The organism is Extibacter muris, assembly GCF_004345005.1.
Lineage (GTDB): Bacteria > Bacillota > Clostridia > Lachnospirales > Lachnospiraceae > Extibacter > Extibacter muris.
In genome coordinates, this window is record NZ_SMMX01000003.1 from 233,262 (window position 1) to 259,720 (window position 26,459).

Annotated in this window: 26 protein-coding genes; 22 read left to right on the forward strand and 4 right to left on the reverse strand. The window is 49.9% G+C overall.

Going from position 1 to position 26,459, the window contains the following annotated elements; translation table 11 throughout:
• Window positions 1-68: 68 nt before the first annotated feature.
• From E1963_RS04870 to E1963_RS04925, 13 genes are all read left to right on the forward strand, one after another.
• Entirely contained in the window at window positions 69-1,631 is a 1,563-nt protein-coding gene (locus tag E1963_RS04870) for a ClC family H(+)/Cl(-) exchange transporter (protein WP_132275894.1), read from the forward strand.
• 137 nt (window positions 1,632-1,768) lie between these two features.
• A complete protein-coding gene (locus tag E1963_RS04875; protein ID WP_132275896.1) occupies window positions 1,769-2,071 on the forward strand; it encodes a type II toxin-antitoxin system RelB/DinJ family antitoxin in 303 nt (100 codons plus the stop codon).
• A gap of 1 nt (window position 2,072) precedes the next feature.
• Entirely contained in the window at window positions 2,073-2,387 is a 315-nt protein-coding gene (locus E1963_RS04880; protein ID WP_132275898.1) for a type II toxin-antitoxin system RelE/ParE family toxin, read from the forward strand.
• A 366-nt stretch (window positions 2,388-2,753) separates the two neighbouring features.
• Window positions 2,754-4,085, forward strand: coding sequence for an aspartate--tRNA(Asn) ligase (aspS, locus tag E1963_RS04885; protein WP_132275900.1), 1,332 nt, complete (start codon window positions 2,754-2,756; stop codon window positions 4,083-4,085).
• Window positions 4,086-4,115: 30 nt separating this feature from the next.
• Window positions 4,116-5,225: a hypothetical protein gene (locus E1963_RS04890; protein ID WP_132275902.1), complete on the forward strand. Its 1,110-nt coding sequence runs from the start codon at window positions 4,116-4,118 to the stop codon at window positions 5,223-5,225.
• 11 nt (window positions 5,226-5,236) lie between these two features.
• The gene (gene gatC, locus E1963_RS04895) at window positions 5,237-5,530 is read left to right on the forward strand and encodes an Asp-tRNA(Asn)/Glu-tRNA(Gln) amidotransferase subunit GatC (protein ID WP_132275904.1); all 294 of its coding nucleotides are present in this window, start codon (window positions 5,237-5,239) and stop codon (window positions 5,528-5,530) included.
• 12 nt (window positions 5,531-5,542) lie between these two features.
• Window positions 5,543-7,045 (forward strand): Asp-tRNA(Asn)/Glu-tRNA(Gln) amidotransferase subunit GatA, encoded by a 1,503-nt coding sequence (gatA, locus tag E1963_RS04900; protein WP_243117573.1) that lies wholly within the window; start codon window positions 5,543-5,545, stop codon window positions 7,043-7,045.
• Between the two features lie 2 nt (window positions 7,046-7,047).
• Entirely contained in the window at window positions 7,048-8,478 is a 1,431-nt protein-coding gene (gene gatB / locus E1963_RS04905; protein WP_132275906.1) for an Asp-tRNA(Asn)/Glu-tRNA(Gln) amidotransferase subunit GatB, read from the forward strand.
• A gap of 32 nt (window positions 8,479-8,510) precedes the next feature.
• Window positions 8,511-9,374 (forward strand): DUF975 family protein, encoded by an 864-nt coding sequence (locus E1963_RS20450; RefSeq protein WP_243117574.1) that lies wholly within the window; start codon window positions 8,511-8,513, stop codon window positions 9,372-9,374.
• The gene (locus tag E1963_RS20455; RefSeq protein WP_243117575.1) at window positions 9,328-9,912 is read left to right on the forward strand and encodes a putative ABC transporter permease; all 585 of its coding nucleotides are present in this window, start codon (window positions 9,328-9,330) and stop codon (window positions 9,910-9,912) included. Before E1963_RS20450 ends, E1963_RS20455 begins: the two co-directional genes overlap by 47 nt.
• A gap of 91 nt (window positions 9,913-10,003) precedes the next feature.
• The gene (locus tag E1963_RS04915; RefSeq protein WP_132275908.1) at window positions 10,004-11,599 is read left to right on the forward strand and encodes a sulfurtransferase; all 1,596 of its coding nucleotides are present in this window, start codon (window positions 10,004-10,006) and stop codon (window positions 11,597-11,599) included.
• Between the two features lie 19 nt (window positions 11,600-11,618).
• Complete coding sequence (locus E1963_RS04920) at window positions 11,619-11,993, forward strand: hypothetical protein (protein WP_132275910.1); 375 nt, start codon at window positions 11,619-11,621, stop codon at window positions 11,991-11,993.
• A gap of 19 nt (window positions 11,994-12,012) precedes the next feature.
• Entirely contained in the window at window positions 12,013-13,326 is a 1,314-nt protein-coding gene (locus tag E1963_RS04925; protein WP_132275912.1) for an MFS transporter, read from the forward strand.
• A 68-nt stretch (window positions 13,327-13,394) separates the two neighbouring features.
• Here E1963_RS04925 and E1963_RS04930 read toward each other — a convergent pair whose 3' ends face one another.
• Window positions 13,395-14,297, reverse strand: coding sequence for a helix-turn-helix domain-containing protein (locus E1963_RS04930; protein WP_132275914.1), 903 nt, complete (start codon window positions 14,295-14,297; stop codon window positions 13,395-13,397).
• A gap of 124 nt (window positions 14,298-14,421) precedes the next feature.
• Here E1963_RS04930 and E1963_RS04935 point away from each other — a divergent pair, with 124 nt between their 5' ends.
• The 4 genes from E1963_RS04935 (at window position 14,422) to E1963_RS04945 (ending at window position 16,670) form a co-directional block, all read left to right on the forward strand.
• Window positions 14,422-15,033, forward strand: a complete 612-nt coding sequence (locus E1963_RS04935) for a TlpA family protein disulfide reductase (RefSeq protein ID WP_243117576.1) — start codon at window positions 14,422-14,424, stop codon at window positions 15,031-15,033.
• Between the two features lie 2 nt (window positions 15,034-15,035).
• Window positions 15,036-15,182: a CD1871A family CXXC motif-containing protein gene (locus E1963_RS21240; protein WP_262200510.1), complete on the forward strand. Its 147-nt coding sequence runs from the start codon at window positions 15,036-15,038 to the stop codon at window positions 15,180-15,182.
• A gap of 1 nt (window position 15,183) precedes the next feature.
• Window positions 15,184-16,059 carry a 4Fe-4S binding protein gene (locus E1963_RS04940; protein WP_132276122.1) on the forward strand — a complete coding sequence of 292 codons (876 nt, stop codon included), beginning with the start codon at window positions 15,184-15,186 and terminating at the stop codon, window positions 16,057-16,059.
• A 188-nt stretch (window positions 16,060-16,247) separates the two neighbouring features.
• Entirely contained in the window at window positions 16,248-16,670 is a 423-nt protein-coding gene (locus tag E1963_RS04945; RefSeq protein WP_132276124.1) for an RrF2 family transcriptional regulator, read from the forward strand.
• A 387-nt stretch (window positions 16,671-17,057) separates the two neighbouring features.
• Here the strand turns inward: E1963_RS04945 and E1963_RS04950 are convergent, their stop codons facing one another.
• On the reverse strand, window positions 17,058-17,261 hold the full coding sequence (locus E1963_RS04950) for a hypothetical protein (protein WP_132275918.1): 204 nt from the start codon (window positions 17,259-17,261) through the stop codon (window positions 17,058-17,060).
• 4 nt (window positions 17,262-17,265) lie between these two features.
• Window positions 17,266-17,769 (reverse strand): GNAT family N-acetyltransferase, encoded by a 504-nt coding sequence (locus tag E1963_RS04955; RefSeq protein WP_132275920.1) that lies wholly within the window; start codon window positions 17,767-17,769, stop codon window positions 17,266-17,268.
• A 168-nt stretch (window positions 17,770-17,937) separates the two neighbouring features.
• Between E1963_RS04955 and E1963_RS04960 the strand changes: the two genes are divergently transcribed.
• The 3 genes from E1963_RS04960 (at window position 17,938) to htpG (ending at window position 24,283) form a co-directional block, all read left to right on the forward strand.
• A complete protein-coding gene (locus E1963_RS04960; protein WP_132275922.1) occupies window positions 17,938-18,642 on the forward strand; it encodes an ABC transporter ATP-binding protein in 705 nt (234 codons plus the stop codon).
• An 8-nt stretch (window positions 18,643-18,650) separates the two neighbouring features.
• Complete coding sequence (locus E1963_RS04965; protein WP_132275924.1) at window positions 18,651-22,067, forward strand: FtsX-like permease family protein; 3,417 nt, start codon at window positions 18,651-18,653, stop codon at window positions 22,065-22,067.
• 149 nt (window positions 22,068-22,216) lie between these two features.
• Window positions 22,217-24,283, forward strand: a complete 2,067-nt coding sequence (htpG, locus tag E1963_RS04970) for a molecular chaperone HtpG (RefSeq protein WP_132275926.1) — start codon at window positions 22,217-22,219, stop codon at window positions 24,281-24,283.
• 164 nt (window positions 24,284-24,447) lie between these two features.
• On the opposite strand, the gene E1963_RS04975 is transcribed toward htpG, so the two are convergent.
• Entirely contained in the window at window positions 24,448-24,930 is a 483-nt protein-coding gene (locus E1963_RS04975; RefSeq protein WP_132275928.1) for a DUF5721 family protein, read from the reverse strand.
• 152 nt (window positions 24,931-25,082) lie between these two features.
• On the opposite strand from E1963_RS04975, the gene E1963_RS04980 reads away from it, so the two are divergent.
• Together E1963_RS04980 and E1963_RS04985 are read left to right on the forward strand one after the other, a co-directional pair.
• The gene (locus E1963_RS04980; protein WP_243117577.1) at window positions 25,083-25,949 is read left to right on the forward strand and encodes an SGNH/GDSL hydrolase family protein; all 867 of its coding nucleotides are present in this window, start codon (window positions 25,083-25,085) and stop codon (window positions 25,947-25,949) included.
• Window positions 25,949-26,443 (forward strand): DUF4358 domain-containing protein, encoded by a 495-nt coding sequence (locus E1963_RS04985; RefSeq protein WP_132275932.1) that lies wholly within the window; start codon window positions 25,949-25,951, stop codon window positions 26,441-26,443. The genes E1963_RS04980 and E1963_RS04985 overlap by 1 nt, the downstream gene beginning before the upstream one ends.
• Window positions 26,444-26,459: the final 16 nt, after the last annotated feature.

A 26,459-nucleotide genomic window follows, 5' to 3' on the forward strand; every position in this document is an offset into this window, starting at 1 on the left:
AATGAGCCTCGGGATAACTTGGTGTATAATAGGGGAAGATGTAAAACACCATTTTCGGAGGAAACATTATGAAAAAAGATACGACATCCATGATAAAACGTGCGGAGCGTTTTCAGATCATCCTTATTGGAGAGGGTATACTTGTCGGTGGAATCGCAGGTCTCGTCGTCCTTCTGTACCGGATGTGCCTGGAAGGCGCGGGCAAGGTGCTGAATGTCATACTTGCGTACGCCCGCCAGTCTCCGCTACGTATGGCCGGCTGGTTTCTCTTGCTCATGCTGATGGCGGTCCTTGTTGCAAAGCTGCTGACATATGAACCGATGATATCGGGGAGCGGCATCCCGCAGCTGGAAGGGGAGATGGTGGGCAAGCTGGAACAGACATGGTGGAAGGTACTGCCTGCAAAATTTGCAGGCGGTTTCTTATGTATGCTCGGAGGACTGGCGCTTGGGCGGGAAGGCCCGTCCATCCAGATTGGTGCCATGGCAGGGAAAGGCATATCGAAGGGGCTGGACCGTGGCAAGACGGAAGAAAAGTTCCTGCTGACATGCGGTGCCAGTGCGGGGCTGGCAGCAGCGTTCCATGCACCGCTCGCGGGTGTCATGTTTTCGCTGGAGGAGGTGCACAAGAATTTCTCCGTATCTGTCCTCCTGTCGGTCATGACGGCATCTCTTACTGCGGATTTTCTGGGTTCCGGTGTACTGGGTGTCGACTCGGTATTCCAGTTTGACATCGTGCGCGCCCTGCCACAGGAATATTACGGCCTCATATTGCTGCTTGGTGTCGTCCTCGGCGCCATGGGAGCATTCTACAACTGGTTTACGCTGAAGGTGCAGGCGCTCTATGGCAAGGCGAAGCACCTTAGTACGACAGGAAAGTTGATGGTTCCGTTCCTCTGTGCGGGGATACTGGGCTTTACCGCACCGGAACTGCTGGGGAGCGGCCATTCTCTCATCGAATACCTGACGCATGAAGATGTCATGCTCGGAACGGTCCTTCTCATTCTGGCCGGGAGGTTCATCTTCTCTGCAGTCAGCTTTGGTTCAGGGGCTCCGGGAGGGATCTTTTTTCCGCTGCTTGTGCTGGGCGGCTATATCGGGGGTGCATTTGCGACGGCAGGCGTACAGTTCTTTGGCCTCGAACCGCTGTATATCAATAATTTCGTGCTGCTTGCGATGGCCGGCTACTTTTCCGCCATCGTGCGTGCTCCTCTGACAGGGATCATATTAATTTTTGAGATGACAGGATCGCTGAGCCAGATGATGTCGCTTTCCATGGTTTCTATCGTGGCATATATTACGGCCACCCTGATGCGTTCCAAACCAATCTATGAAAGCCTCCTTGAGAACCTGCTCAGGAAACTGGGCCGGAAGGTGACCAAAGACCACGGGCAGAAGATACTTGTAAACTATGTGGTCAGACAGGGGTCCAGGCTGGAAGACGCCCTGATCAGCGAGATCAGGTGGCCCGAGAACTGCCTGCTTGTCTCCATACAGAGAGGGACGCAGGAGATAATCCCAAAGGGCAGGACGATGCTTCTTACAGGTGATACCATTGTGACGATGACCGATGAAAGGGACAGGGCCGTCGTCCATGACAAGATGGAACGGCTGTGCAGCGATATGTTTTGAATAAAAGGATAGAAAGCTTCTGCTGGGAAAGGAGAAGTGAGAAGAGCAATTCATCTCAAGAATGCATAATGGAAAATATTAGCGCTTGATTTGTAACGACAAAAGCGTTACAATATAAGAGGCAAGGAGGTGTTATCATGGAAAAAACAGCAACATTGAACTTAAGAGTAAATCCAATTGTCAAGGAACGTGCAGAGAAAGTATTGTCTCAGTTAGGTGTTCCTATGTCGACAGCGATTGATATGTACTTGAATCAGATTTCATTAACAGGAGGGATTCCATTTTCTGTTTCTTTACCAAAAGCACCAGTATCAATTCATGCGGATGTTATGACAACGGAAGAAATCCACCAGAAACTGGAAAAAGGATATAATGATATAGCGGCAGGAAGAGTACAAAACGCAGCGGAGGCATTTGCAAAATTCAGGGAGAACCATTGATATGAAACGATATACGGTTGAGATTACAAATGAAGCGTTGGCTGATATGGAGCAGTTATACAATCATATTGCTTATGTACTTCAGGCACCGGAAAACGCAATAAATCAATATAACCGGATTGCGGATGTCATTTTGACATTGGATACGCTGGCCGAGCGAAACCATATTATGGAATCAGAACCGGAACGACGTAGAGAGATGAGAAGGTTGCTGGTGGATAATTATTCTGTCTTTTACGTCATAAAGGGAGATAAAGTGATTGTAACAGATGTATTGTATAATGCATCATATATTGAGAGCCAATTAAGAAAATAATTCATTATTTCTTGCATAACGGTTATACTTATGGTAATATAATTAACAATTTAGTACTGAAAAGCGATGAAAGAGACTCTGTCCTTTGGAACTCGACAGAAATGCGGCGTCACCGGCTGAGAGCGCTGCTTGGGGAATGAGGACAATAGGGAACACTCTGGAGCAGACCGCCTGAACGTAAGTAGGACGGTACGTGGGCACGCGTTATGTGCAGTTGAGTGGAATCCTGCCGTGTGACAAAGGTGTCGGACGGAGAAGGGCTCAATGCGGGTGGTACCGCGGATTTATCAGATCCGCCCCGGAATATATTGTATATTCCGGGGCGTTTTTTTCGTCCCGCAGACAGACAAAAAGGAGGTAGTGCATATGGAATTTTTAACAGGTGTAAAGGAAAAAGATACGATGGAACTGAACAGTCTTCTCAGGACCTGTGCGGGGGAGAATGTAAAGGTTAATGGCGCGGTACACACAATCAGGAAGATGGGCACGGTTGCTTTTGTCATTCTCAGGAAGAGAGAAGGGCTTCTGCAGGGCGTATATGAGGAGGGGACAGCACAATTTGACTTGAAGGACTTGAAGGAAGCAGATACAATTGAGATAGAAGGGACGCTGGAGAGAAATGACAAAGCGCCCGGAGGGATAGAGATCCGTATGAAAAGGCTCAGGGTGCTGAGCCGGTCTGTGGAGGAGATGATGCCTCTTGCCATATCAAAATGGAAGCTCGGCACTTCCCTGGAAGCAAAGCTCAACTATCGTTCCATATCTTTGAGGAACATCCGGGAACGGGCCAAGTTCCGGCTGCAGGAAGGGCTTACGAGAGCATTCCGGGATTTCCTGTACAGCCAGGGGTTTACGGAAATCCATACGCCAAAGATTGGTGCCAAAAGCGCGGAAGGAGGAGCCAACCTTTTCCGCCTGGAGTATTTCCACAGGCCGGCGGTTCTCCAGCAGAGCCCGCAGCTCTATAAGCAGATGATGGTGGGCGTGTTCGACCGGGTATTCGAGACGGCTCCCGTGTTCCGTGCTGAAAAGCATAATACGAAGCGCCATCTCAACGAATATACGAGTCTTGACTTCGAGATGGGATATATCGACGGCTTTGAAGATATCATGGCGATGGAGACAGGATATCTCCAGTATGCGATGGCCCTGCTCGCAGAAGAATATGCAGAAGAGCTTAAGCTGTTGGACATTGGTCTTCCGGATGCAACGGAGATTCCGGCAATCCGTTTCGATGTAATTAAGGAAAGGGCGGCGGAAAGGTACGGGCACAAGATAAGGAACCCACATGACCTGGAGCCGGAAGAAGAACAGCTTATCGGCCGTTATGCGCGGGAAGAATGGGGCAGCAGATTTGTATTCGTCACCCATTATCCATCCCGGAAAAGGCCGTTTTATGCCATGGACGACCCGGAGGATACAGCCTATACGCTGAGCTTCGACCTGCTGTTTGACGGCATGGAGATAACAACCGGCGGGCAGCGTATTCATGACTACAAGATGCTGAAGGATAAGCTTGCATCAAGGGGGATGACGGAAGACGGGCTGGGACAGTACCTTGATGCGTTCAGGCATGGCATGCCGCCTCATGGGGGCATTGGGATTGGCCTTGAACGTTTTACGATGATGCTCGCAGGAGAAGACAATGTGAGGGAAACGACGCTGTTTCCGAGAGATTTGAGCAGGCTGGAACCATAGGAACAAGTCTGAGAGGTGAAGGAGGACCATATGTTTGGAAGAAAATGTACATTATGTGGGGGAAAGCTGGACGGCAGGGGAAGATGTGAAGAATGTGGCCTGGACAGCAGCAAGTCGGAAAAGAGATATAAAATCAACCAGAGCAGCTGTGACGGGGAACCGTTGACTCATGTCCACAGGGAAGACTATCATATCCCGAGGGGGGATGAACAGAAGCGGAAAAAAGAGCAGAGTATGAGCGGCGGCCAGAGGATGGAAAATCGACAGCCGGAGTACAGGTATCACGATGATGCGGCGCAGAGGAGAATGAGCAAAAGAGAGAGGGACAAAGACCAGAATAAGTCTGTGGCGGGAAGAATTGTAGCAGTCATCACCATCGTGCTGACCGTAGCCGGCATCGTATTGTCTGTGATAGAAGAACATGGCCCGGAAATCAGCAGCTGGGCGGATACGGAATTCGGAGAAAGCGAGAGCGCCGCCGTGTCAGAAGAGTATCAATATGATCCCTATGAGTATGTGGAAAAAATGATTCCCGAGACGGGGGAATCCGCGGAGTATGTACTTTCAACCGGACATTATATCGTGGGTACCCATATACCGGAAGGTAATTATGCCGCTGAGACGCAGGATACTTTTGACACCGTGCAGGTGCATGACAATGTAAATGGGATATATCTGTTTGAGTATGAGGACAAAGAGGATAATTGTCTGGATGACCTTCGCATGTATCAGGGCGCAATTGTAACAGTGGGATGCGAGGATACGGTGACGCTAAAGACAGACAACGGTCAGACCGGCCTTATGCTGCAGGGGATGACGAATCCTCTATCTGAGACCGTTGCGATTGGATCCGGGGAAGAAAAGACGGCAGGGATGGATTTTGAACCAGGAATCTACGACATTATAGCCTCAGGTGAGATTGGCATAGTAGATATTGTTGTCTATGATGAAGAAGGGGAAAAGATAAAGTCTTTCAGCGTGTATCTTGGTGAGGATAGTGGTAATGGCAAGGGATACAAGTATATGGTGCTTCCGGAGAAGACGACAATTGCCTGCAATGATGGAGTGGCACTGTCACTTCTGCCGGCTGAGACGATAGCATCCGAAGATTATCTTGGATTTTACGAGGACTTATATTAAAGGAGGAGCATATGGCGGACAGGATATCAGATGAGACAATCGAATATATAGGCATTCTCTCCAAGCTGGAACTTGGCGGCACGGAGAAGGAAGCTGCGAAGGCAGATATGGAACAGATGCTGGAGTACATCGATACGTTGAATGGGCTGGACACGGAAGGGATAGAGCCTATGACACATGCATTTCCAATCTATAATGTGTTCCGGAACGACGTAGTGGAGAACGGTGACGAAAGTGCGCGTACACTTGCCAATGCGCCTGTTCAGAAGGAAGGCGGCTTTGTAGTACCGAAAACGATAGGATAGGGGGCATGGATCATGACGGACATCATGGAAATGACAGCAGTTGAACTGGGAATGAAGATAAAGACACGGGAACTGTCGGCAGTCGAGGTGGCCAAAGCAGCGCTTGCAAGGGCCGAAGAAAGGGAGCAGGAGATACACAGCTTTCTGTCCATAGACGGTGAAAGTGCCCTGAAGCGTGCAGGAGAAGTACAGAAGCAGATAGAGGACGGCACGCTAACAGGGCCTCTGGCAGGGGTTCCGGCAGGTATCAAAGATAATATATGCACACGCGGGATGAAGACGACATGTGCATCAAAGATACTGGAAAACTACAATCCGACCTATACGGCGGAAGCGGTGCAGAAGCTGGAACAAAGCGGGGCTGTCGTGATAGGGAAGACAAATATGGATGAGTTTGCTATGGGGAGTACGACAGAGACTTCGTACTTTGGAGTGACACGCAATCCGTGGAACCCGTGTCATGTACCCGGCGGCTCCTCCGGCGGTTCCTGTGCTGCTGTGGCGGCAGGAGAGTGCAGCTTTGCCCTGGGCTCCGACACCGGAGGCTCCATCCGCCAGCCAAGCTCTTTCTGCGGCGTGACAGGCATCAAGCCGACTTATGGGACTGTATCACGGTATGGGCTGATTGCTTATGGTTCATCGCTGGACCAGATTGGCCCGGTGGCCAGAGATGTGACAGACTGTGCGGCTGTCCTGGATGTGATTGCCGGCCATGACAATAAGGACAGCACTTCCGTGGCAAGAGGCAGTTATGATTTTTCCGGAGCCTTGATTGATGATGTCAAGGATATGAAGATAGGCATACCGAGAGATTACTTTGGCAGCGGCCTGGACCCAGAGGTGAAGGATGCGATAGTGAGGGCGGCAAAGGTACTGGAAGAGAAGGGGGCGGATGTAGAGGAATTTGACCTGGGGCTCGTGGACTACGCGATTCCTGCTTATTATGTCATCGCATCCGCGGAAGCGAGTTCAAACCTCTCCCGTTTCGACGGCGTGAAGTACGGATACCGGGCAGAAGGCTATGACGGCCTTCACGGCATGTACAAGAAGACACGTACGGAAGGATTCGGGGCGGAGGTAAAGCGCAGGATTATGCTCGGTTCCTTCGTGCTCAGTTCCGGATATTATGATGCATATTATCTCAAGGCTTTGAAGGTGAAGGCGTTGATCAAGCAGGCTTTCGACCGGGCATTTGAGCGGTATGATATCATCCTGGGCCCGGTGGCGCCCACTACCGCCCCGAAGCTTTCAAGCAGCCTGGACGACCCCTTGCACATGTACCTCGGCGATATCTATACGATATCCGTGAACCTTGCAGGGCTTCCCGGCATGAGCGTGCCGGCTGGCTATGACAGCAAGGGGCTGCCGATAGGTATGCAGCTTATCGGCGGATGCTACAAAGAGAAAGACATTATCCGTGCGGCATATGCATTTGAATGTGCGACAGATAAAATATATGTGAAGGCTGCGCCGCCTGATATGCGGATAGCAGATGAGGGAGAGGAAGGGAGATAGGGATGGCAAAACAATATGAGACGGTTATCGGACTGGAAGTGCATGTAGAACTTGCGACCAGGACGAAAATCTTCTGTTCCTGCAGCACAGAATTCGGCGGTGCGCCGAATGCCCATACGTGTCCGGTGTGTACGGGGATGCCTGGGGCGCTTCCGGTTTTGAACAGGCAGGTGGTGGAGTATGCCATGGCTATCGGCCTGGCAGTAAACTGTACGATTACCAGGGAGAGCAAATTCGACAGAAAGAATTACTTCTACCCGGATAATCCGCAGAACTACCAGATATCCCAGCTCTATCTCCCCATCGCCAGGGACGGCTATGTGGAGATAGAGACGGGTGGAGGGAGAAAGAGGATACGGATCCACGAGATGCACATGGAGGAGGACGCCGGGAAGCTGATCCACGACGAATGGGACGACGTCTCCCTCGTAGATTACAACAGAAGCGGCGTCCCTCTCGTTGAGATCGTATCTGAGCCGGATATGCGCTCTGCGGAAGAAGTCATCGCCTATCTGGAGACGCTGCGGACAATCATACAGTATCTTGGCGCTTCGGACTGCAAGCTTCAGGAAGGGTCCATGCGTGTGGATGTGAACCTGTCGGTGCGTGAGGCAGGAACGGATAAGCCTGGCACGAGGACAGAGATGAAGAACCTGAATTCGTTCAAAGCGATCGCAAGGGCAATTGAAGCAGAACGGCGGCGGCAGATAGAATTGCTGGAGGAAGGAAGGCAAGTCATGCAGGAGACGAGGCGCTGGGACGATAACAAAGAAACGTCCTACGCCATGCGCTCGAAAGAAGACGCCAGAGATTACCGATATTTTCCAGATCCTGACCTTGTACCGGTCATGATAGATGAGGAATGGCTGGAAAGGGTCAAGGCAGACCAGCCGGAACTCAGAAGCGAGAAGCTCGTGCGCTATAAAGAGGAGTTCGATATTCCGCTTTCTGATGCAGAGATGATTACATCGTCCAAACGAATGGCAGATATATTTGAGGAGACGGCGGTCCTGTGCGGTAATCCGAAGAAGGCCGCCAACTGGCTCATGGTTGAGACGATGCGGCTTTTGAAAGAGCATGGCATGGAACCCGGAGATATTGCATTTTCCCCTGCCAATCTGGCGAAGCTTATCAGGCTGGCCGATGCGGGAACCATCAACAGTTCGGTTGCGAAGAATGTGTTTGAGAAGGTATTTGCAGAAGATATCGACCCGGAACAGTATGTCGAAGAGATGGGACTGAGGACAGTCAGCGATGAGGGTGCGCTGCGCCGGGTCATATCCAGGGTCATAGAGGATACGCCACAGGCAGTGTCTGACTACAGAGGCGGCAAGGAAAAGGCGCTTGGCGCTCTTGTAGGGCGGACGATGAAGGCGATGGAAGGAAAAGCGGATCCCGCCCTCGTTGGTAAGATACTGAAAGAGATGCTGTAAGGCGTAGCATCAACCAAGGAAGGTATGTACGAATGATGACAAGAAAAGAGATGAAAAAAGCGGCAAAAAGAAACCTGAAGAGGCATTATATCCTGCTGGTTGCAGTATGTCTCATTGCCGCTTTTCTTAATTCGGAGTTTTCCGGGTCCCTTAATTCGCTGGAGTTAAATGTGCAGGAATCCTCCGGCGGCAGCTCTGCGGATATGGGCAAAGTTGCCGGGCAGCAGGCAGGGGCGATGGATGTGGCCCGGAATCTGCTGGAAGGACGGGAAAAAGAGGGGAAGGAACTATCCCGGAAGATTGAAAAGCGGCAGATCGAGCAGTCGAAAAGGGAGAGCCCTGTACTTGGAAGGAGCCGGGGAGTGCTGGCCCAGGCTGTGAATGCTGTCACTTCCGGCTCGGTGTTCGTGACGGTCATAGCTGCAGTCAACTCCCTGGTCAAGTCCCAAGAGATTACGCTGCTTATATTTATAATATTAGGGATGTTTCTCCTCATAGCGTTCTGGTATTTTGTGAAAAATATGTATATTGTCGTGTCAAGACGTATCTTCATGGAAGGGCGCTGTTACGACGCGGTCCCGATCCAGCGTTTCCTGTTCCTGCTGCGGTTGAAGAAGTGGATGAGGGCGGCGTGGATTATGTTTGTGGAATTCATGTATAAGTTTTTCTGGATGTTTACGATCGTAGGAGGCATCGTAAAGACATTTTCTTATTTTCTCGTCCCTTATATCGTGGCAGAGAACCCTGATATGACCGCCCGGGAAGCTATCACGCTGTCAAGGAGGATGATGAAAGGCATGGGAATGTTTTTTGTTCCATCTGTCCTTTGCCGGCTGGTATATCCTCGGCATGTTGACATTTGGGCTCACTGCCGTGTTCTATTCCAACCCGTATGAGACCGCTTCGTTTACGGAATATTATATCCAGCTCCGCAGCCTTGCCAAAGAGAAAGGGATTCCGGGAGCAGTAGACACGATACACTATATGCGCCATTATTCTGTCTGGTCCCTCATCATGATGTTCTTTGTGTTTTCCTTCATCGGATGGCTCTGGGAAGTGAGCCTTCATCTTGTCGAGGACGGGGCGTTCGTCAACCGGGGCGTGCTGCATGGGCCTTGGCTTCCTATCTACGGAAGCGGCGGGGTGCTCATTCTCATACTGCTCCAGAAGCTAAGAGCCAGGCCGGTGGCAGAATTTGCAGGAATCGTCATCCTGTGCGGCATGGCATTTGCGTATGTGCTGGCTCCGCTGCTTGATAATCTGATAAGAAGGCTGCAGATGAAGCTGCTCATACCGGTATGCCTGCTGTTTCTATGCGCGTATGCGGCAGATACCGTATATTCTTCCGGACATCCGAACACCGGGAAGGGAATAACGGATTATGAGAGCAGACAGATAGGGCCGTTCGACGGATATTATGCGGAACGTCTATAAGTGGGCCTTTTTATAATTTTTATTGATTTGTCGAGGGAAGGGGGAGGTGATACGATAGATAAGGAATTTTGGTAGAAAAGAGGAGAATACGATGAAAAAGAGATTGTCAGCTTCATTATTATGCATCATGATGGCGGCGGCATTAACAGCGGGATGTGGCGGAAAAGCAGAACCGGCCGGCAAGATGGAACCCGCCGGAAAGACGACATCTGAAGACTCTGCAAAGCCTGAAAAAAAGATAGATGCCGGCTCGGCAGATGTGGAACAGGTACTAGAATATATGAATGATTCGGATGATAATACGATTCTGATAGACGCCCGCCCGGAAGAGGCATACTCGGGCTGGGCTTTGGAGGGAGCCGCTAACGGTGGGCATCTGAAGAATGCACTCCTCTTTTCGGCACGTTGGCTAGACTGTGAATATTCTGAATCTGCATCCCGTGAAGCTTATCTTAAGAGGGCCCTGGAAGATCAGGACATCACAGAAGATAAGGATATTATCGTATACGATTACACGGGTGAACAGGCACCGGACGTGGCAGGATATCTTATAGAGCAGGGGATTGAAAATGTCACGGTATGTAAGGCCGATGAACTGATTGACGCGGGAACAGAGCTGGAATCCTATACGAACTATGACAGATTCATACCGACAGAAATCGTAAAAAGCATTTCTGATGTAAAAACAGGCAAAGAATCAAGCTTGAGCGAAGAAGCAAAAGCGGCAGTCGGCGAAGACCTGGGCAAAGTCGTACTGGTGGATGTAAGCTGGGGGAATGCAAAGGAGTCTACCTACTTCTCGACAGGCCATGTGCCGGGTGCGGTCCATATCAATACGGATTCGTATGAAAGACCACGCGTATATGTACCGGAGAAGCGGTCTGACTATGCAAAAGAGTGGCGTTTGATCTCGCTTGAAGAGTTCCGTGACAATGTATGTACGCAATACGGCATCACAAAGGATTCTACCGTAATCTTGACTGGTACAGCCACCGCTCCCCAGGGACGTCTTGGATTTATGCTGAGATCGCTCGGCGTCAGAGTGTATGCTATGAGCGGCAGCCTGACGGCATGGACCTATAACGGATACGAACTGGATACGGCTGCCGATACGCTCGTAACTCCGGTAGCGGTGGACAGCTTCGGGGCAGATACGATTGAACATCCGGATGAGATACTCTGGACGGAAGATATCAAAGCTATCTTGAGCGGGGATATAGAAGGACAGGTTGTAGACAATCGCGGAGAGGATGAATGGGAAGGCGGATATTCCGGATATAGCTATCATGACCTCGCCGGACGTATCGATGGCTCTATCTGGTGTCCGCAGGGCACGGAGGAAGAGGGCGAGTTTTTCGAGAATGTAGACAAGACGCCCAGGACCCGGGCAGAGATGAAGACATACCTGGAAAGCAATGGCCTGGACGTTAATAAGACGATGGCGTTTTTCTGCGGTGACAGCTGGGGCGCTGCAAAGATTGCCTACTGGTGCCAGTCCGTTGACCTTGATAATGTGAAGGAGTGGGGCAATGGCTGGATTCCATGGTCCAATGAGGGAAATGAATTTATCGACCATAAAGGCAACAAGGTCCACTATGACAGATACCAGGATGCGGTGCTTGATGGAGAGGGAAACGATGTAAGTGACGGGACGAATCTTCTTGACAATGGGGCAGAAGAGGAATAGGCAGCACAGGAGGGGACTGATGAACAGGAAAAAACTAGGGATACTTTTGATTTCCATCGTGCTTCTTATCGGGGCGTTTGGTATAATTACAGTCATTGTGACGTCAACGACGGAAGCGGATACGCAGGCAGAGGCCGATCCGGCTGAAGACAACGGGAAAAGCAGCCGTTCGTCCACCTCATCTGAGAAGGCATCTGCAGAAGCGCTCATAGAAAAGACTCTTTCAAAGGACGAAATCAAGGATAGCGTAGGCGAATGGGAGAAGTTCGAGATGGACAGCAATGGTTGTGAGCGGGGCGTGTTCGCGGGCAGATTCTACTACGACGGGTTTGCCATTTTTTCCCGGACATACGACAAGGGGAAAACGTTCCATATCGTATCTGTAAATGAATGACAAAGGGAGAAAGGTTACTATGAGCAGCTTTTTAAGAAAGATTGGAATCAAGGGTAAGCTCGGTGACAACTTTGGAGCTATTATCATACTGGCGCTGAGCGGGTCGGTCATCTTCGGGCTTCCTTTCTTCCGATTTGACTATTATGACGCATATATCTCGACATACCATCTGACCAATACGCAGATGGGGGTATTTGGTACAGTAATTGGTGTCTTTGGAATCGTGTCCTATCTTTTCGGCGGAGTGGTCGCAGATGGAATGTCAGTCAGAAAAGTAATCGTCGTATCACTGGCGGGGACAGGAATCGGGGGGCTCCTCCACCTCCTTCCTCTGGGATTCAAAGGGCTGTTGTGCGTCTATGCCCTCTGGGGCGTCTCCACGACGTTTGCCTTCTGGCCGGCCTGTGTGAAAGCCGTGCGTGTGATGTCTGACAAAGACAGCCAGGGCAAAGCCTATGGCTTCTTTGAGGGCGCGCAGAATATCGGCGGCGCTGTAGCTGCCCTTGCAGCGGTCGCTTTATTTAACTGGGGGGCTTCCAGGATGGCAAATGAGGTCCTTGCCATGAAGTATGTCATCTTGTTCTATGCATTTGTAAATATAGCGATGAGCATCGTGGCCCTCTTTGTAGTGAAAGATGACAGCATGATGCTCAGTGGAGCCCGTGTTTCCTTCAAGGGACTTGTAAAAGTGATAAAGAACCCTGCCGTATGGATTATCTGTCTCGTCTCGTTCTGCAACCATGTATTCTGCCTGTCCATCTATTATTATATACCGTACGTCACCGATATACTTGGCGCCAGCGTCGCGTTCGGAGCAATGCTCGGTGTCTTCCGGAAGTTCGGGTCCATCGGCGGAAATATTGCAGGGGGCTATCTGGCAGACCGGTTCGGCACCGCCCGCTTGATGCTGCTGGCGTTTATCGTAATGCTAGGCGGCCAGGTTCTGCTGCTTCTGACCCCTGTGGGGAAGGCCGGCATCATTATAGTAGCGGTTCTGTTTGTTACGATTCTAGTATTTTTCCATATGAATTATGCGATGGCATGGACGATGATGAGCGAGGGGGCGGTGCCTGTCGAGTATTCTGGTACGGCGGCGGGGCTGATCTGCATGGCAGGCGCGGTTCCGGAGACATTTGTATCCATCCTTGCAGGAAATATTATCGATACTCATCCGGGTGAATCGGGGTTCCGCTATTTCTTTTATTTCCTGACAGCAGTTATCGCGGCCGGTTTCGTGCTCATCCTGATCTGGCGGAATTATCTGAAACGTGCCAGAATAGACAAGTCAAAATTTGATGAGAAAGCGATGGAAGACTTGAAGCAATATGTATGATACGGGCAGACGGAACGAACGCCCCATCCTTCATGATGAAAGGATGGGGCGTTTCAGCATCACAGCCGTTATTTTACTCCGTCTTCTTTTTTCTGTCTGACCGGCAGCAGTTCAATATATCCTCTTGTCCCGATTGGCTCCAGCTGGATACGCGGATTATCCGTATCCCATTCATAACCGGCCGTTGACGGGTCATATCTATCGGCAGCGCCCCGTATCTCTTCGATGGCCTGGCAGTAATCTTCTTCCTCGAATGGCTCACCCTTGAACATAAGATAGTCGGCCTCCGGTAGTGTTATGACATCAAAGCCTTCCGGAACAGGGCCGTCGTAGTCCACATCGACCTCCACGCCCTGTACATACTCAGACGTGCCGGGAGTCCTGTAAGTATCAGGAAGCCACAGGCATACGGGCTCTCCTCCCAGAGATTTGATGCTCATCAGAAGCCCCCACACGTCACAGCCTACTTCCTCACAGTATGGGAAATAATCGTCGGCCTTGACTCCTCTTTTTATGATTACCTTTCGTGCGGGCTTTGCGACCGCCTGTACAAATACATTCTTCACTTTCTCCATTTTCCGTTCATCCTTTCTGAATTTGAATTGTCTGTATATGACGCCATACGGAGTAAACAGGTACAAAGGAACCGGATTTTCCATATATTCCTTTGGATTGCATCCGAATTCTCTGTAAAATGCTCTCTGATAGCCGTCTACGCTTCCAAAGCCCATATCAAATGCAATGTCTGCTATCCGGCATCCCTCGTTTCGCAGGCGCAGCGCAGATGCGGACAGCCGCATCCTGCGGATATATTCCGCCGGGGTCAGGTTCGTCCATTTTTTGAACAGCCGGTACGAGTGCCACGGGGAAAACAGAGATTCCCTGGCGAGCTCTGCCAGGGTTATCTGTTCATACAGATGGCCGGCTATATAATTCTGCATCCGCTGGACCGCTTCTATCTGTTCCTTCATTCTGTTACCTCCTTGCTTCCAGTATAAAGAAATAATGAAGAAATCTCTCGACTTTTTTTGCTGCTTTCACCATTGACAGATACAACTGTAACAAGTATAATTACAATATAAACTGAAAATTAAAATGTTACAGATTAAAAAGGAGACGATGATGAAGAGAAGAAGAGCGAAAGCAATTACTATTATAACATTGAGCCTGGCATTGCTGCTCACCGCGTGCAGCACCGGGAAGGAAGAAAAGAAGGCTGATACCGGAAGCTCCGAGAGCTTGGAAGGTTCCAATGCCTCATCGGATGCCTCGGACAAAGAATTCGGAACGTTTGAGTCTGAGACGCTGGAAGGGGAAGCGGTTTCCGATGATATATTTTCCAAAGCCGACCTTACGATGGTAAACATATGGGGTACTTTCTGCGGACCTTGTATCCGTGAGATGCCGGACCTTGGAGAGCTGAGCCGCGAGTATGCGGATAAAGGGGTGCAGGTTGTGGGCATTGTCAGCGATGTGGGGGAGGCGAAAAATGAGAAGGCAGAAGAGATTGTGTCCACTACGAAGGCAGATTATACGCATATTGTCGCATCGCAGGATCTGATGTCCGGGATACTTGGCTCAGTAAATGTCGTACCGACTACCATCTTTGTCGATAAAGAGGGAAAACAGGTCGGAGATGTGTACTCCGGCGCCCGCGACAAAGCAGAATGGGCAGGCATCATTGACAAGCTGCTTGGTGAGATATAGTCATGGGCAGCAGGAAAGTAAGATGGATCCGGTGTGCACTTTTTCTGTCGGCCGCAGTGTCCATCTATATCGGGTTTGCACGCGGCGAGGCAGTGACCGTGCTGACAAAAGCTGTAAATATTTGTTTGGAGTGTATAGGAATTGGCTAAGATGATAAAAGCGATAACAAACCGGATGAGGCTGTGGGTACAGATTGCCTTTACAGCGGTAACCAACGGTTACCTGTTCGGATTCCTCACCGGGAAGATATATACAGGCCCCACCAAAGCAGCATGTGTGCCGGGGCTTAACTGCTATTCCTGTCCGGGGGCGCTCGGGTCGTGCCCGATAGGTTCTCTTCAGGCAGTGCTTGGGAGCAGAGATTATAAGTTTTCCTTCTATGTTGTCGGGTTCCTTATATTTTTTGGCTCATTTTTTGGCAGGTTCATATGCGGCTGGCTCTGTCCGTTCGGGCTGATCCAGGATCTGCTGTACAAGATACCGTTTTTCAGGAAAAGAAAGAATCTTCCTGGCCATAAGGTGCTCAAATGGCTGAAATATGTCATACTCGTCCTGTTCGTCCTATTGCTTCCGTTGCTTGTGGTTGATATCATCGGACAGGGAAGCCCGTGGTTCTGCCAGTACATATGTCCAAGCGGTACTTTGACCGCCGGCATTCCGCTTGTGCTGCTCAATGAATCACTTCAGAATGCAGTGGGCGGCCTGTTTATATGGAAGGTAACATTACTGGCAGCCATAATCATACTGTCATTATGGGTGTACCGTCCTTTCTGCAAGTATCTCTGCCCCCTCGGAGCGGTCTACAGTTTCTTTAACCCGGTCGCGCTGTACCGATACCGGATAGAAGAAAACGACTGTATCAAGTGCGGCAAGTGCCACAAGACGTGCAGGATGGATATCAAGGTGTGGGAGCAGCCCAACAGCCTGGAATGTATCCGCTGCGGGGACTGCGTTAAGGCGTGTCCGACGAACGCCATCAAGAAAGGGAAAGGAAGCAGCAATGAAAAGACACATGAAAAGAATTAGCTTCATACTGCTTGGTGCTGCGCTCGGATTTGCTTACTATGTATTCATCGGATGCAGCAGCGGGGGATGAGCCATCACTGCAAGCCCCGTCGGGGCTGTCGTTATGGGAACGATGATTGGGATAGTGCTCGCGTATGGTTTTGGCGACACAAAGGATGAGGATGAGAATAAAAGGAGTGGGAAATAAGATGACAGGCGAATTTGCAATTGCTGTGCATGGCCTCGTATATCTGCATCATAAGGATACGGTGCTTTCCAGCGAAGAGCTGGCTGCAAATATCTGCACGAATCCGGCGCGGGTGAGGAAGGTCATGGCTAAGCTGAAGAAAAAGAATCTCGTGGAGACGAAAGAGGGGATCAAAGGCGGCTATCATATGGCGGCTGATGCACGAGATGTAACCTTACGGCATATATGCGACGCGCTGGAGGACGATATCGTGAAGGCATCCTGGAAATCAGGAAACTTTGATATTGGCTGCATGATAGCGTCCGGTATGGCAGGGATGATGGACAGTATATACGGAGAGATGAATGAACGATGTAAAAAATATCTTGAGACGATTACGATAGCCGATGTAGAGAAAAAAGTAACCGGGTGTCCGAAAAAATAGGAGTTTAGGTAATGTAGACGCCGCTGGGGAGGTATGGGGCAGATGCTGCGATGCGTCCGGGAACTGCGACTATCACACAGATTCCTAAGTTTGTGGAATGTTCGCCGATAGCGGCTCTCACCCCACAAACCAAGGAATCTGGTGAGGATTCTTACGTCCCTTCCGCTTAGACCTTCGCATCTGCCCCATACCTCCCCAGCGGCTATCTACTTTACTGGCACGGGCGGGGGTGGCTGTGTGGCGCTGCCGTCTGATGGAAGTGCTTTGGTGGTGTCAGCATAGTGATAAAGGGCGAAGCAAGTTGGAAACCTGATATTTTATCATTCATCTCACGCTGCCAGCGGCCATCCGCTGGCCAGTAACGCCACACAGCCGTCTTCGCCCTTGTTAAGTGAAGTAGATAGCGGGCGGGGAGCCGGGTGGGAGATGCGCAGGTGTAAGCGTAAGAGGCGGAGAATCCGTCCCGGAATCCTTGATTTGCGGGAGAGGAGCTGCTATCAGCGACTCTGCCGCAAAGTTAGGAGGCCGTGGGCTAGTCGAAGCCTCGGACGCATCGGAGCAGATGCCACCCGGCTCCCCGCCCGCAGCCACTTTACTAAACCCCCAATTGACAGGCAAGTATGTAGTCATCCATCACAAACCCATTCCCGATATCCGCCACCTGTTCATCCGTTATCTTAAATCCGAGATGGTCATAGACGGCAAGCGTGTTGGCATTGTGTTTATTACACGTGAGCCAGATTTTGGAGATGCCTCTGTCTCTACAGAGCTGCACAAGGTATCGGAACGCTTCCGAAGCCAAGTGCTGTCCACGGAATTCTTTTTTTATGTAGAGCTTGCTCAGAAACAGCGCGCCATCTTCTTCATGGATGCCTGTATAGCCCGCCATCGTGTGGGAGCTATATATCTGGAAGTATTCATAACCGTTCTGGATCTGCTCTTTCAGCGCCGGAAAGGACTGGAACTTTTCAATCATATAGTCCACCTGCTCTTTCCCGATGATATCCGTAAAATGTTCGTGCCAGATCTCTTCTGCAAGCACGGCGATATCCAGTATCTCACTGTCCGACCTGGCCGGGACAAATCTTGTCTGCTTCATCTTTCTCACTCCTGTATATTTCTCTTTGTCAACTTTAAATCAATAGTATCCATGTGTTATTATAAGTGATATAATAAAAACGGACAATAATGAATTTCATTTTTATATGGCAGAAGCAATACCTGAATGGCTCTGCTATTAGTATGCGGCATGTTTGGGAGGACTTGTATGAGCGGTTTTGTGACGTTGGATGGCGTACGGAAAGTTTATCATATGGGAGAGGTAGAGATCGTAGCGGCAGACGGGATCGACTTTCAGATAGAAAAGGGAGAGTTTGCGGTTGTGGTGGGACCGAGCGGCGCGGGAAAGACTACGGTGCTGAATATCCTTGGAGGGATGGATACCGCGACAGAAGGCATCGTAGAAGTGGATGGAACATGTATTTCCCAATATAGCCAGAAGCAGCTTACGGCGTACAGACGGGATGATATCGGATTCGTGTTCCAGTTCTATAACCTTATACCGAACCTCACAGCTCTTGAAAATGTGGAGCTGGCCCTTCAGATATGCAGGGATCCGATGGATGCGGAGGAAGTGCTCGTTGACGTCGGGCTCGGTGAACGGCTGTCCAACTTTCCGGCACAGCTCTCGGGCGGAGAACAGCAGAGGGTCTCCATAGCGAGGGCGCTTGCCAAGAATCCGAAGCTGCTGTTATGTGATGAGCCGACCGGCGCGCTGGATTACAATACGGGCAAGTCGATACTTAAGCTATTGCAGGATACGTGCAGGGAGAAAGGGATGACGGTCATACTTATCACGCATAACCAGGCTATCACGCCGATGGCTGACCGTGTCATCAAGATAAAAAACGGAAGAGTGTCCAGGATGATTGAAAACGATAATCCTGTTTCGGTAGATTCTATAGAGTGGTAGGAGCTTAAATGGGGACAAAGGCAACACGGAAAGATTTTTACATGGAAATACGCAGAAGCCTCGGGCGCTTTCTTTCTATCTTCTTTATCGTAGCGCTTGGAGTTGCATTCTTCTCAGGGATACGTTCTTCAGAGCCTGACATGCGGGCTACGGGGGACGCTTATTTTGATGGGGCGGATCTGATGGATATCAAGACGGCCAGTACGCTTGGAATCACTGCAGATGATATCCGTGCTATCAGAAAGGTGGACGGAGTGGAGAAGGCGGAAGGCGGCTACAGTGCCGACTTTCTCTGTCAGGGCGAGGATAGGGAGATAGCGGTACATGTCATGTCCATGCTGCCGTCTATGAACAAAGTGACAGTGACAGAAGGGCGTCTGCCAACGAAGCCCGGAGAATGCCTGACCGATGATGAGATGCATTATAAAGTAGGGGATAAGATCGAGCTAAAGTCCGGTGACGACAAGAAAGTCACGGATACGCTTACGACGGATACGCTGACCGTGGTCGGCACGGGTAACACGCCGTGTTATATTTCATTCAGCAGGGGGAATACGACAATCGGGACAGGATCCTTAAGCGGCTTTTTTGTCGTGACGGATTCCACATTTGACATGGATGTGTATACGGAGGCTTATGTCCAGGCAGAGGGAGCGATGGAGCTGACTGCTTATACGGATGCGTATGAGGACAGGATAAAAGAGATACAGGACAATATAGAGGGTATCACCGGGGAAAGAGGACAAATCCGTAAGCAGGAATTGATTACAGATGCAAATGAGGAGCTGGACAAGGCAAAGATAGAGCTGGATGACGGAAAAAAAGAGGCTGAGGAAGAGCTTGCAGAGGCAGAGCAGACGCTCAAAGATGGGGAAGTGAAGCTGGCAGATGCAAGAGAACAGATTACCGGCGGGCGCACACAGCTGGAGAAAGCCAGATCAACTTTAAGCTCAAAGCAGAAAGAACTGGACAATGCCAAGGCAGAATATGAATCCGGCAGAAAGCAGCTGGATGACGGGAAAGCAGCCTATGAACAGGGGATGGCGGACTTTGGTGCGCAGAAGGCGGCGTTTGATAAGCAGAAGGCAGACGCTGTGGAGAAGTTCGCACAGCAGAAGGAACAGCTTGACCAGTTAAACTACTTATGTAATCTTATGGCGGCGGATGTTGCTCAGAAAGAGGCGGAGCTTTCCGCACTGGAAGATACTATAAACGTGTTGAATCAACAGATCAGCGGGATGGATCCCGCGGATCCGCAGTTGCCGGATGTACAGGACCAGCTTCAGAAGGCGGAGGCTGACCGGGACGATTTGAGAGATAAAATACTTCCGGTTGCGCGTGCACAACTACAAAGTAACCAGGCCCGCTATGATCAGTCTAAAAAGGCTTACGACGCTGCCAAAGCTGAAGCAGACAGCAGACTTGCCGCCGGCCAGCAGGAACTCGATGACGGGGCGGCACAGCTGGCTGCCAATAAGGCGGAGATGGATGCTAGCGAGGCAAAGCTCGCTGCCGCCTGGAATCAGATACAGGACGGCCAGACACAGATAGACAGCGGATGGGCCGAGTTTGAGAAGCAGGAAGACACGCTCCACAAGGCCGAGGCGGAGATCGCGGACAGTGAGACGGAGCTTGCAGACGGCAGGAAGGAATATGAGGAGGCGAAGGCCGAGGCCCAGCAGAAGATTGCAGACGGGGAACAGAAGATTGCGGATGCCGAAGAGAAGATAGGGAAGATCAAGAACCCGAAGTGGTATGTGTACGACCGGAGTACGCTGGCGGAATATACGGGATACGGTGACAACGCGGACCGTATGCGGGCTATCGGAAAAGTATTTCCGGTATTGTTTTTCCTTGTTGCGGCGCTTATCAGCCTTACGAGCATGACACGTATGGTAGAGGAGCAGCGCACGGAGATTGGAACGATGAAAGCGCTCGGCTATCATAAGCTGACCATCGCGTCCAAATATCTTGGCTATGCGCTGCTCGCCACACTCGGAGGGAGCATCTTCGGTGTGCTGTTCGGTGAGAAGGTGCTGCCTTACATCATAATCTATGCCTACGGAATCATGTACCATCATATACCTGACATCCTTACGCCGTACAACCTGACCTATGCCGCGGCGGCTACGCTGGCGGCGCTCGCCTGCACGATGGGCGCCACGCTTGCCGCCTGCTATAAGGAATTGGCGGCACAGCCGGCGGTACTTATGAGGCCCCCCGCGCCGAAGAATGGGAAACGGGTATTTCTGGAACGGGTGACCTTCATATGGAAACGGCTGAGCTTCACATGGAAGTCTACGGTGCGGAACCTGATGCGGTATAAGAAGCGGTTTTTCATGACAGTATTCGGTATCGGAGGGTGCATGGCCCTTATGCTCGTCGGCTTCGGTATCAAAGATTCCGTATTTGCCATATCAGAGCTGCAGTACAGCCAGATACAGGTGTATGACGGGATGGCCTATCTCGAAGAGGATATATCAGAGGAAAGGCAGCAGGATACGGCGGACTTTATGAAGCATGCCTCTGATGTGGAACAGTACACGGAAGTAAATATGCGGAATGTAACGCTCTTAAATGGCGGCAGGGAACGGGACACATATGAATGTGTACCGAAGTCAGTAAAAGACATATCCAGCTTCATCAATTTCAGAGACCGCAGAAGTCATGACAAATATAAGCTTACTGACAAGGGTGCAATCATCAGCGAGAAGACTGCCAAGCTTCTGGACGTCAAAGCGGGTGATACGATTTATATCAAGGATGAAGAGGAAGGCAACCGTCCGGTGAAGGTCGCATCTATCTGTGAGAACTACATGGGACACTATATTTATCTCACGCCCGGGCTGTACGAGGAGGTATATGGTGAAAAGGCGGAGTATAACTGTTATTTCTTCAAGGCAGAGGACTCTTCCCGGAGCGCCCTTGAGAAGACAGGGCAGAAGATACTCAAGCAGGACGGCGTGCTGAGCATCAGCTATCTGCGTGACATACAGAAGCAGCTGGACGATATGCTCAGGAGCCTGAACCTTGTTATCATCGTATTGATCGTCTCGGCAGGGATGCTCGCCTTTGTCGTTCTTTATAACCTGAATAACATCAATATAACGGAGAGGCAGAGAGAGCTTGCCACAATCAAGGTACTTGGCTTCTATGATCCTGAGGTGGCGGCTTATGTATACCGGGAGAATGTCATACTGACATTTATCGGCGCCGGTGCCGGCATGATCATGGGAAGGCTGCTCCATCTTTTTATTATCAGGACGGTAGAAGTAGACGCGGCGATGTTCGGTAGAAACATCAATTTTCCAAGCTACATCTATAGCCTTCTGTTTACGGTAGCCTTTTCCGCGTTTGTCAACTGGGTCATGTATTTTAAACTCAAGAGGATTGATATGGTGGAGTCGTTAAAGAGCATAGAATAATGAAAATGGCACGATTGTTAGCACTCTTTCAAAAAGAGTGCTAATTTTCTATTGACTTTTAAAAAACACCGTATTATTATTACTGTTAGACAGAAAAAAATGGCGATTTCAGCCGGAACATTTAATATTAGAACATAGGAGTGATATATATGGCAGGAAAAAAAGGAAACTTATCTATCAGCAGTGAGAATATATTCCCAATCATTAAGAAATGGGTATATTCAGACCATGATATTTTTGTACGTGAAATGGTATCCAATGGATGTGATGCCATAACAAAGCTTAAAAAGCTTGATATGATGGGAGAGTATCAGATACCTGACGATTATAAGCCATCCATCCAGGTCATCGTAAATCCAAAGGAAAAGACACTGAAGTTTATCGATAACGGTGTCGGCATGACTGCGGATGAAGTAGAAGAATATATTACACAGATCGCCTTTTCCGGAGCGACCGAATTCCTTGAAAAGTATAAGGATAAGACGACAGAGGATGATATGATCGGGCACTTCGGCCTTGGATTTTATTCCGCGTTCATGGTGGCGGATGAGGTGCATATAGATACGCTTTCATACAAGGACGGCGCGGCTCCGGTACACTGGGTCAGCGAAGGCGGGACTGAGTACGAGATGGAAGACGGCACAAAAGAAGGTGTCGGCACGGAGATTACGCTGTGCCTGAATGAAGACAGCGTGGAATTTGCCAATGAGTACCGGGTAAGAGAAGTCATCGAGAAGTACTGCTCTTTCATGCCGGTAGAGATATTCCTTTCTAATGAAGACGCAGAACAGGAATACGAGACGATAGATGAGGCGGATCTTACAGAGGATGATGTCGTAGTAGAGCACATCCATGAAGAAGCCAAGATGGAAGAGAAGGAGAATGAAAACGGCGAGAAAGAGATGGTCGAGGTATCTCCTGCAAAAGAGAAGGTGAAGATCAACAAGCGTCCGGTTTCTCTGAGCGATATCCATCCACTCTGGACAAAACATCCGAATGAATGCGAGAAAGAGGATTACCTGGGATTCTACCGTAAGGTGTTTATGGATTATAAGGAGCCTTTGTTCTGGATCCACCTGAATATGGACTACCCGTTCAACCTGAAAGGAATCCTCTATTTCCCAAGGATCAATACGGAGTATGACTCCATCGAAGGCACGATCAAGCTGTACAACAACCAGGTGTTTATCGCCGATAATATCAAAGAAGTGATTCCGGAATTCCTTATGGTGCTGAAGGGAGTCATCGACTGTCCGGACCTTCCGCTCAACGTATCCAGAAGTGCGCTGCAGAATGACGGCTTTGTCAATAAGATTGCAGACTATATTTCCAAAAAAGTGGCCGACAAGCTGAATGGGATGTGCAAGACACAGAAGGAAGAATACGAGAAGTGCTGGGATAATATCAGCCCGTTCGTGAAGTTTGGCTGCCTGAAGGATGAGAAGTTCTGCGATAAGATGAAAGATTCTATCTTATTCAAGAACATTGACCACAGATACCTGACGCTGAAAGAGTGTGCCGAGGCTAACGGCGGTACGCTGGAAGAGCCGAAGGAGAAGGAAGGCGATGGCACAGAAGGAGCAGAAGGTACAGGGGAAGAAAAAGAGAAGACGACCATCTACTATGTGACAGACGAGCAGCAGCAGAGCCAGTACATCAACCTGTTCAAGTCACAGGGCCAGGACGCGGTCATCCTGAACCACAACATCGATTCCGCATTCATCACCCAGATGGAGCAGCGCAATCCGAACCTGAGCTTCCAGCGTATCGACGCAGACCTGACTGACTCAGCCAAAGAAGAAGTTGCAGAGGAAGAGAAAGAAGAATTCCAGAAGACGACGGACAGCCTTGTAGAGATATTCCGCAAGGAGCTTGGCAATGATAAGCTGGATGTGAAAGTAGAGAAGTTAAAGGACGACAATACGGCAGCCATGATTACGTTGTCCGAGCAGAACCGCCGTATGCAGGAAATGATGAAGATGTACGGTATGGCAGGCATGGACGCCGGAATGTTCGGGGGCGAGAGCACGCTCATACTCAATGCAAACCATCCGCTCGTGAAATTCGTCGTAGAGCACAAGCGTGCCAAGAGCGTACCGGTCATCTGCAAGCAGCTGTATGATCTGGCTATGCTGGCGCATAAGCCGCTGAGCCCGGAAGAGATGACGGCATTCATGCAGAGAAGCAATGAGATTATGATGCTCCTGACAAAATAAAAGAAAGCTGCGCATCTTAACCGGATGAAGAGGAGGATTCAGGCAACGAGCCTCTGGGGAGAGAAATTTTTCGACAGTTCTCTTCCCGGAGGTTTTTCGCTTATCTATGAGATGATATCCCCGCGACTGATTCCGGCTCAGCCTTCCGCTCATATGGCTGAAGTCTATCGGCTGCTTTCAAATGCAATTCCGGCCTTTGCGTAGAATGCCCGAACCCATCGGTCCCAGGCTTCCTCCAGCGACCTGTCCATCGTGAAGGTATTCATGGAAGTACCGGTCACGCAGGACAGATGGCAGCCGTCATATTTTAGATTCATATACAGGCCCTGGATATCTTCCGGACGGTAATTCAGGCCGTCCTGTTCCAGAAAGCCGGTGAAATCTTCTTTGCCAAGCGACAGGATCAGTTTAAAACCCAGCGGGGTACGTTTCCCCTTGATGATAGACAGGCAGTAGCTTCGCAGCCCGCCCCACAGGGAGTATTCCCTGTCAGGAGCCTCCTCATAGAAATCCTTGTGGATATGTCCGTCAATCATAAATTTATTATATGTCGTAATTTCACCCTCTATAAAGGAAAGGGAATCAAAAGTATCTTTCAATAGCAGATGGGACATGCAGGTCTTTGTGTCCGGTGTCAATGTGATCATGTATAACGCTCCTTCGTCTTTGATTTCGGCCCGTTGCTGGAATCTGGTGATTTTAGGTGGTCCGGAAATATGCGGACAGTAATATTATATCAATTCCTGTCTGAGAATGCATTATAAGTTTGACTTTTACAGATGAAAACATTACAATAACCATGTATATTCAGACGTGTGCAGCAATGCAGGCTATCAGAAGATTCTGCACGAAGGAGAAATCAGTTATCGTGAAAGATGAAAACAGAAAAAAATGGAGCAAGGGGGAAGAACAGGACAAGATATTGCGCATGGCTGTTATCGTTGTCGTTGTTCTTTTAATTATAGGTAGTATTATCGTCGCTGTAAAGCTTCTGAATCCCCGTGTAGACATTACAAAGGGCACTGAGAAGCTGAAGGAGCTGGAGCAGGCTGATTTAAAGGCGGCGGAAAGCAAGGTAGAAGAATTGGAAGAGGCGGAACGCGCGGCAGACGAGGAGCGGAAGAGCCGTCCCGTCAATGAACGGTTTGCCAATTGCCTTGTACTGGGTGATTCCATTACGCAGGGGCTCTATGAATTTGGCATTATGGACCAGTCGCTCGTAATCGCAGAAAAGGGAGCGGAAGTGACGAGACCGGAGGAGACGGGCACGATGGATATGATCAGGAGAGCGGAAGAAGCGAAGCCGAAATGCCTGTTCCTGACATTCGGCATGAATGATGTGGAGGCTGCCAGAGGGGATGCTTCGGCATTTGCAGAAGGCTATGGGAAGGTGCTGGATGAGATCAAGTCCTCCATGCCGGATACGAAGGTGTATGTCAACTGCGTCCTGCCTGCGGACAAGCAGGCGATAGAGAAGAACGAATGGTACGGCAGCATACCTCAGTATAATGAGAGACTGAAAGCGCTGTGTGAAGAGAAAGATGTCATCTTTATCGATAACACAGGGCTCGTAAAAGATGAGTATTATGCAGACGATGGTATCCATCAGGCGCCGGACTATTATCCGGGCTGGGTAGAGAACATGGCGGAGGCGGCGGATTTATAATGAAAAGCATGAAAAATAGTACGTTAGACGTCATCAACATATTGAAATACCTTCTCGTGCTTGTAATGGCTGCCTATGTCATCCTTCTGATCGCCAATGAGGGCGGGACGGACACGCCGATAAAGACGGTGAACAAGAACATCCTATCGGTCATGGGGACGGAAGGGATGAAAAAAGGGACGACCCAGGACCTGAAGAAATATTACGGCCTGAATGCGGATGATTATAAAGGCGTGACGCTGTATATTCCCGACGATGTCATGGGAGTCAATGAACTGCTCATCGTGCGGCTTGCGGATGCAAGCCAGGCCGAAAGTGTGGAAAAGGCAGCCCAGGCAAGGCTCGATACGCAGAAGGAAAGCTTTGAGGGGTATGGAGCAGCCCAGACGAAGCTGATCAGATCGGCAGTTCTGGAAAGCAGAGGGGACTATGTACTGCTGGCGGTGACGAAGAAGGCAGATGCAGTACAGGCGGCTTACAGAAAGAGTTTATAGAAAAGGATATAGGGAT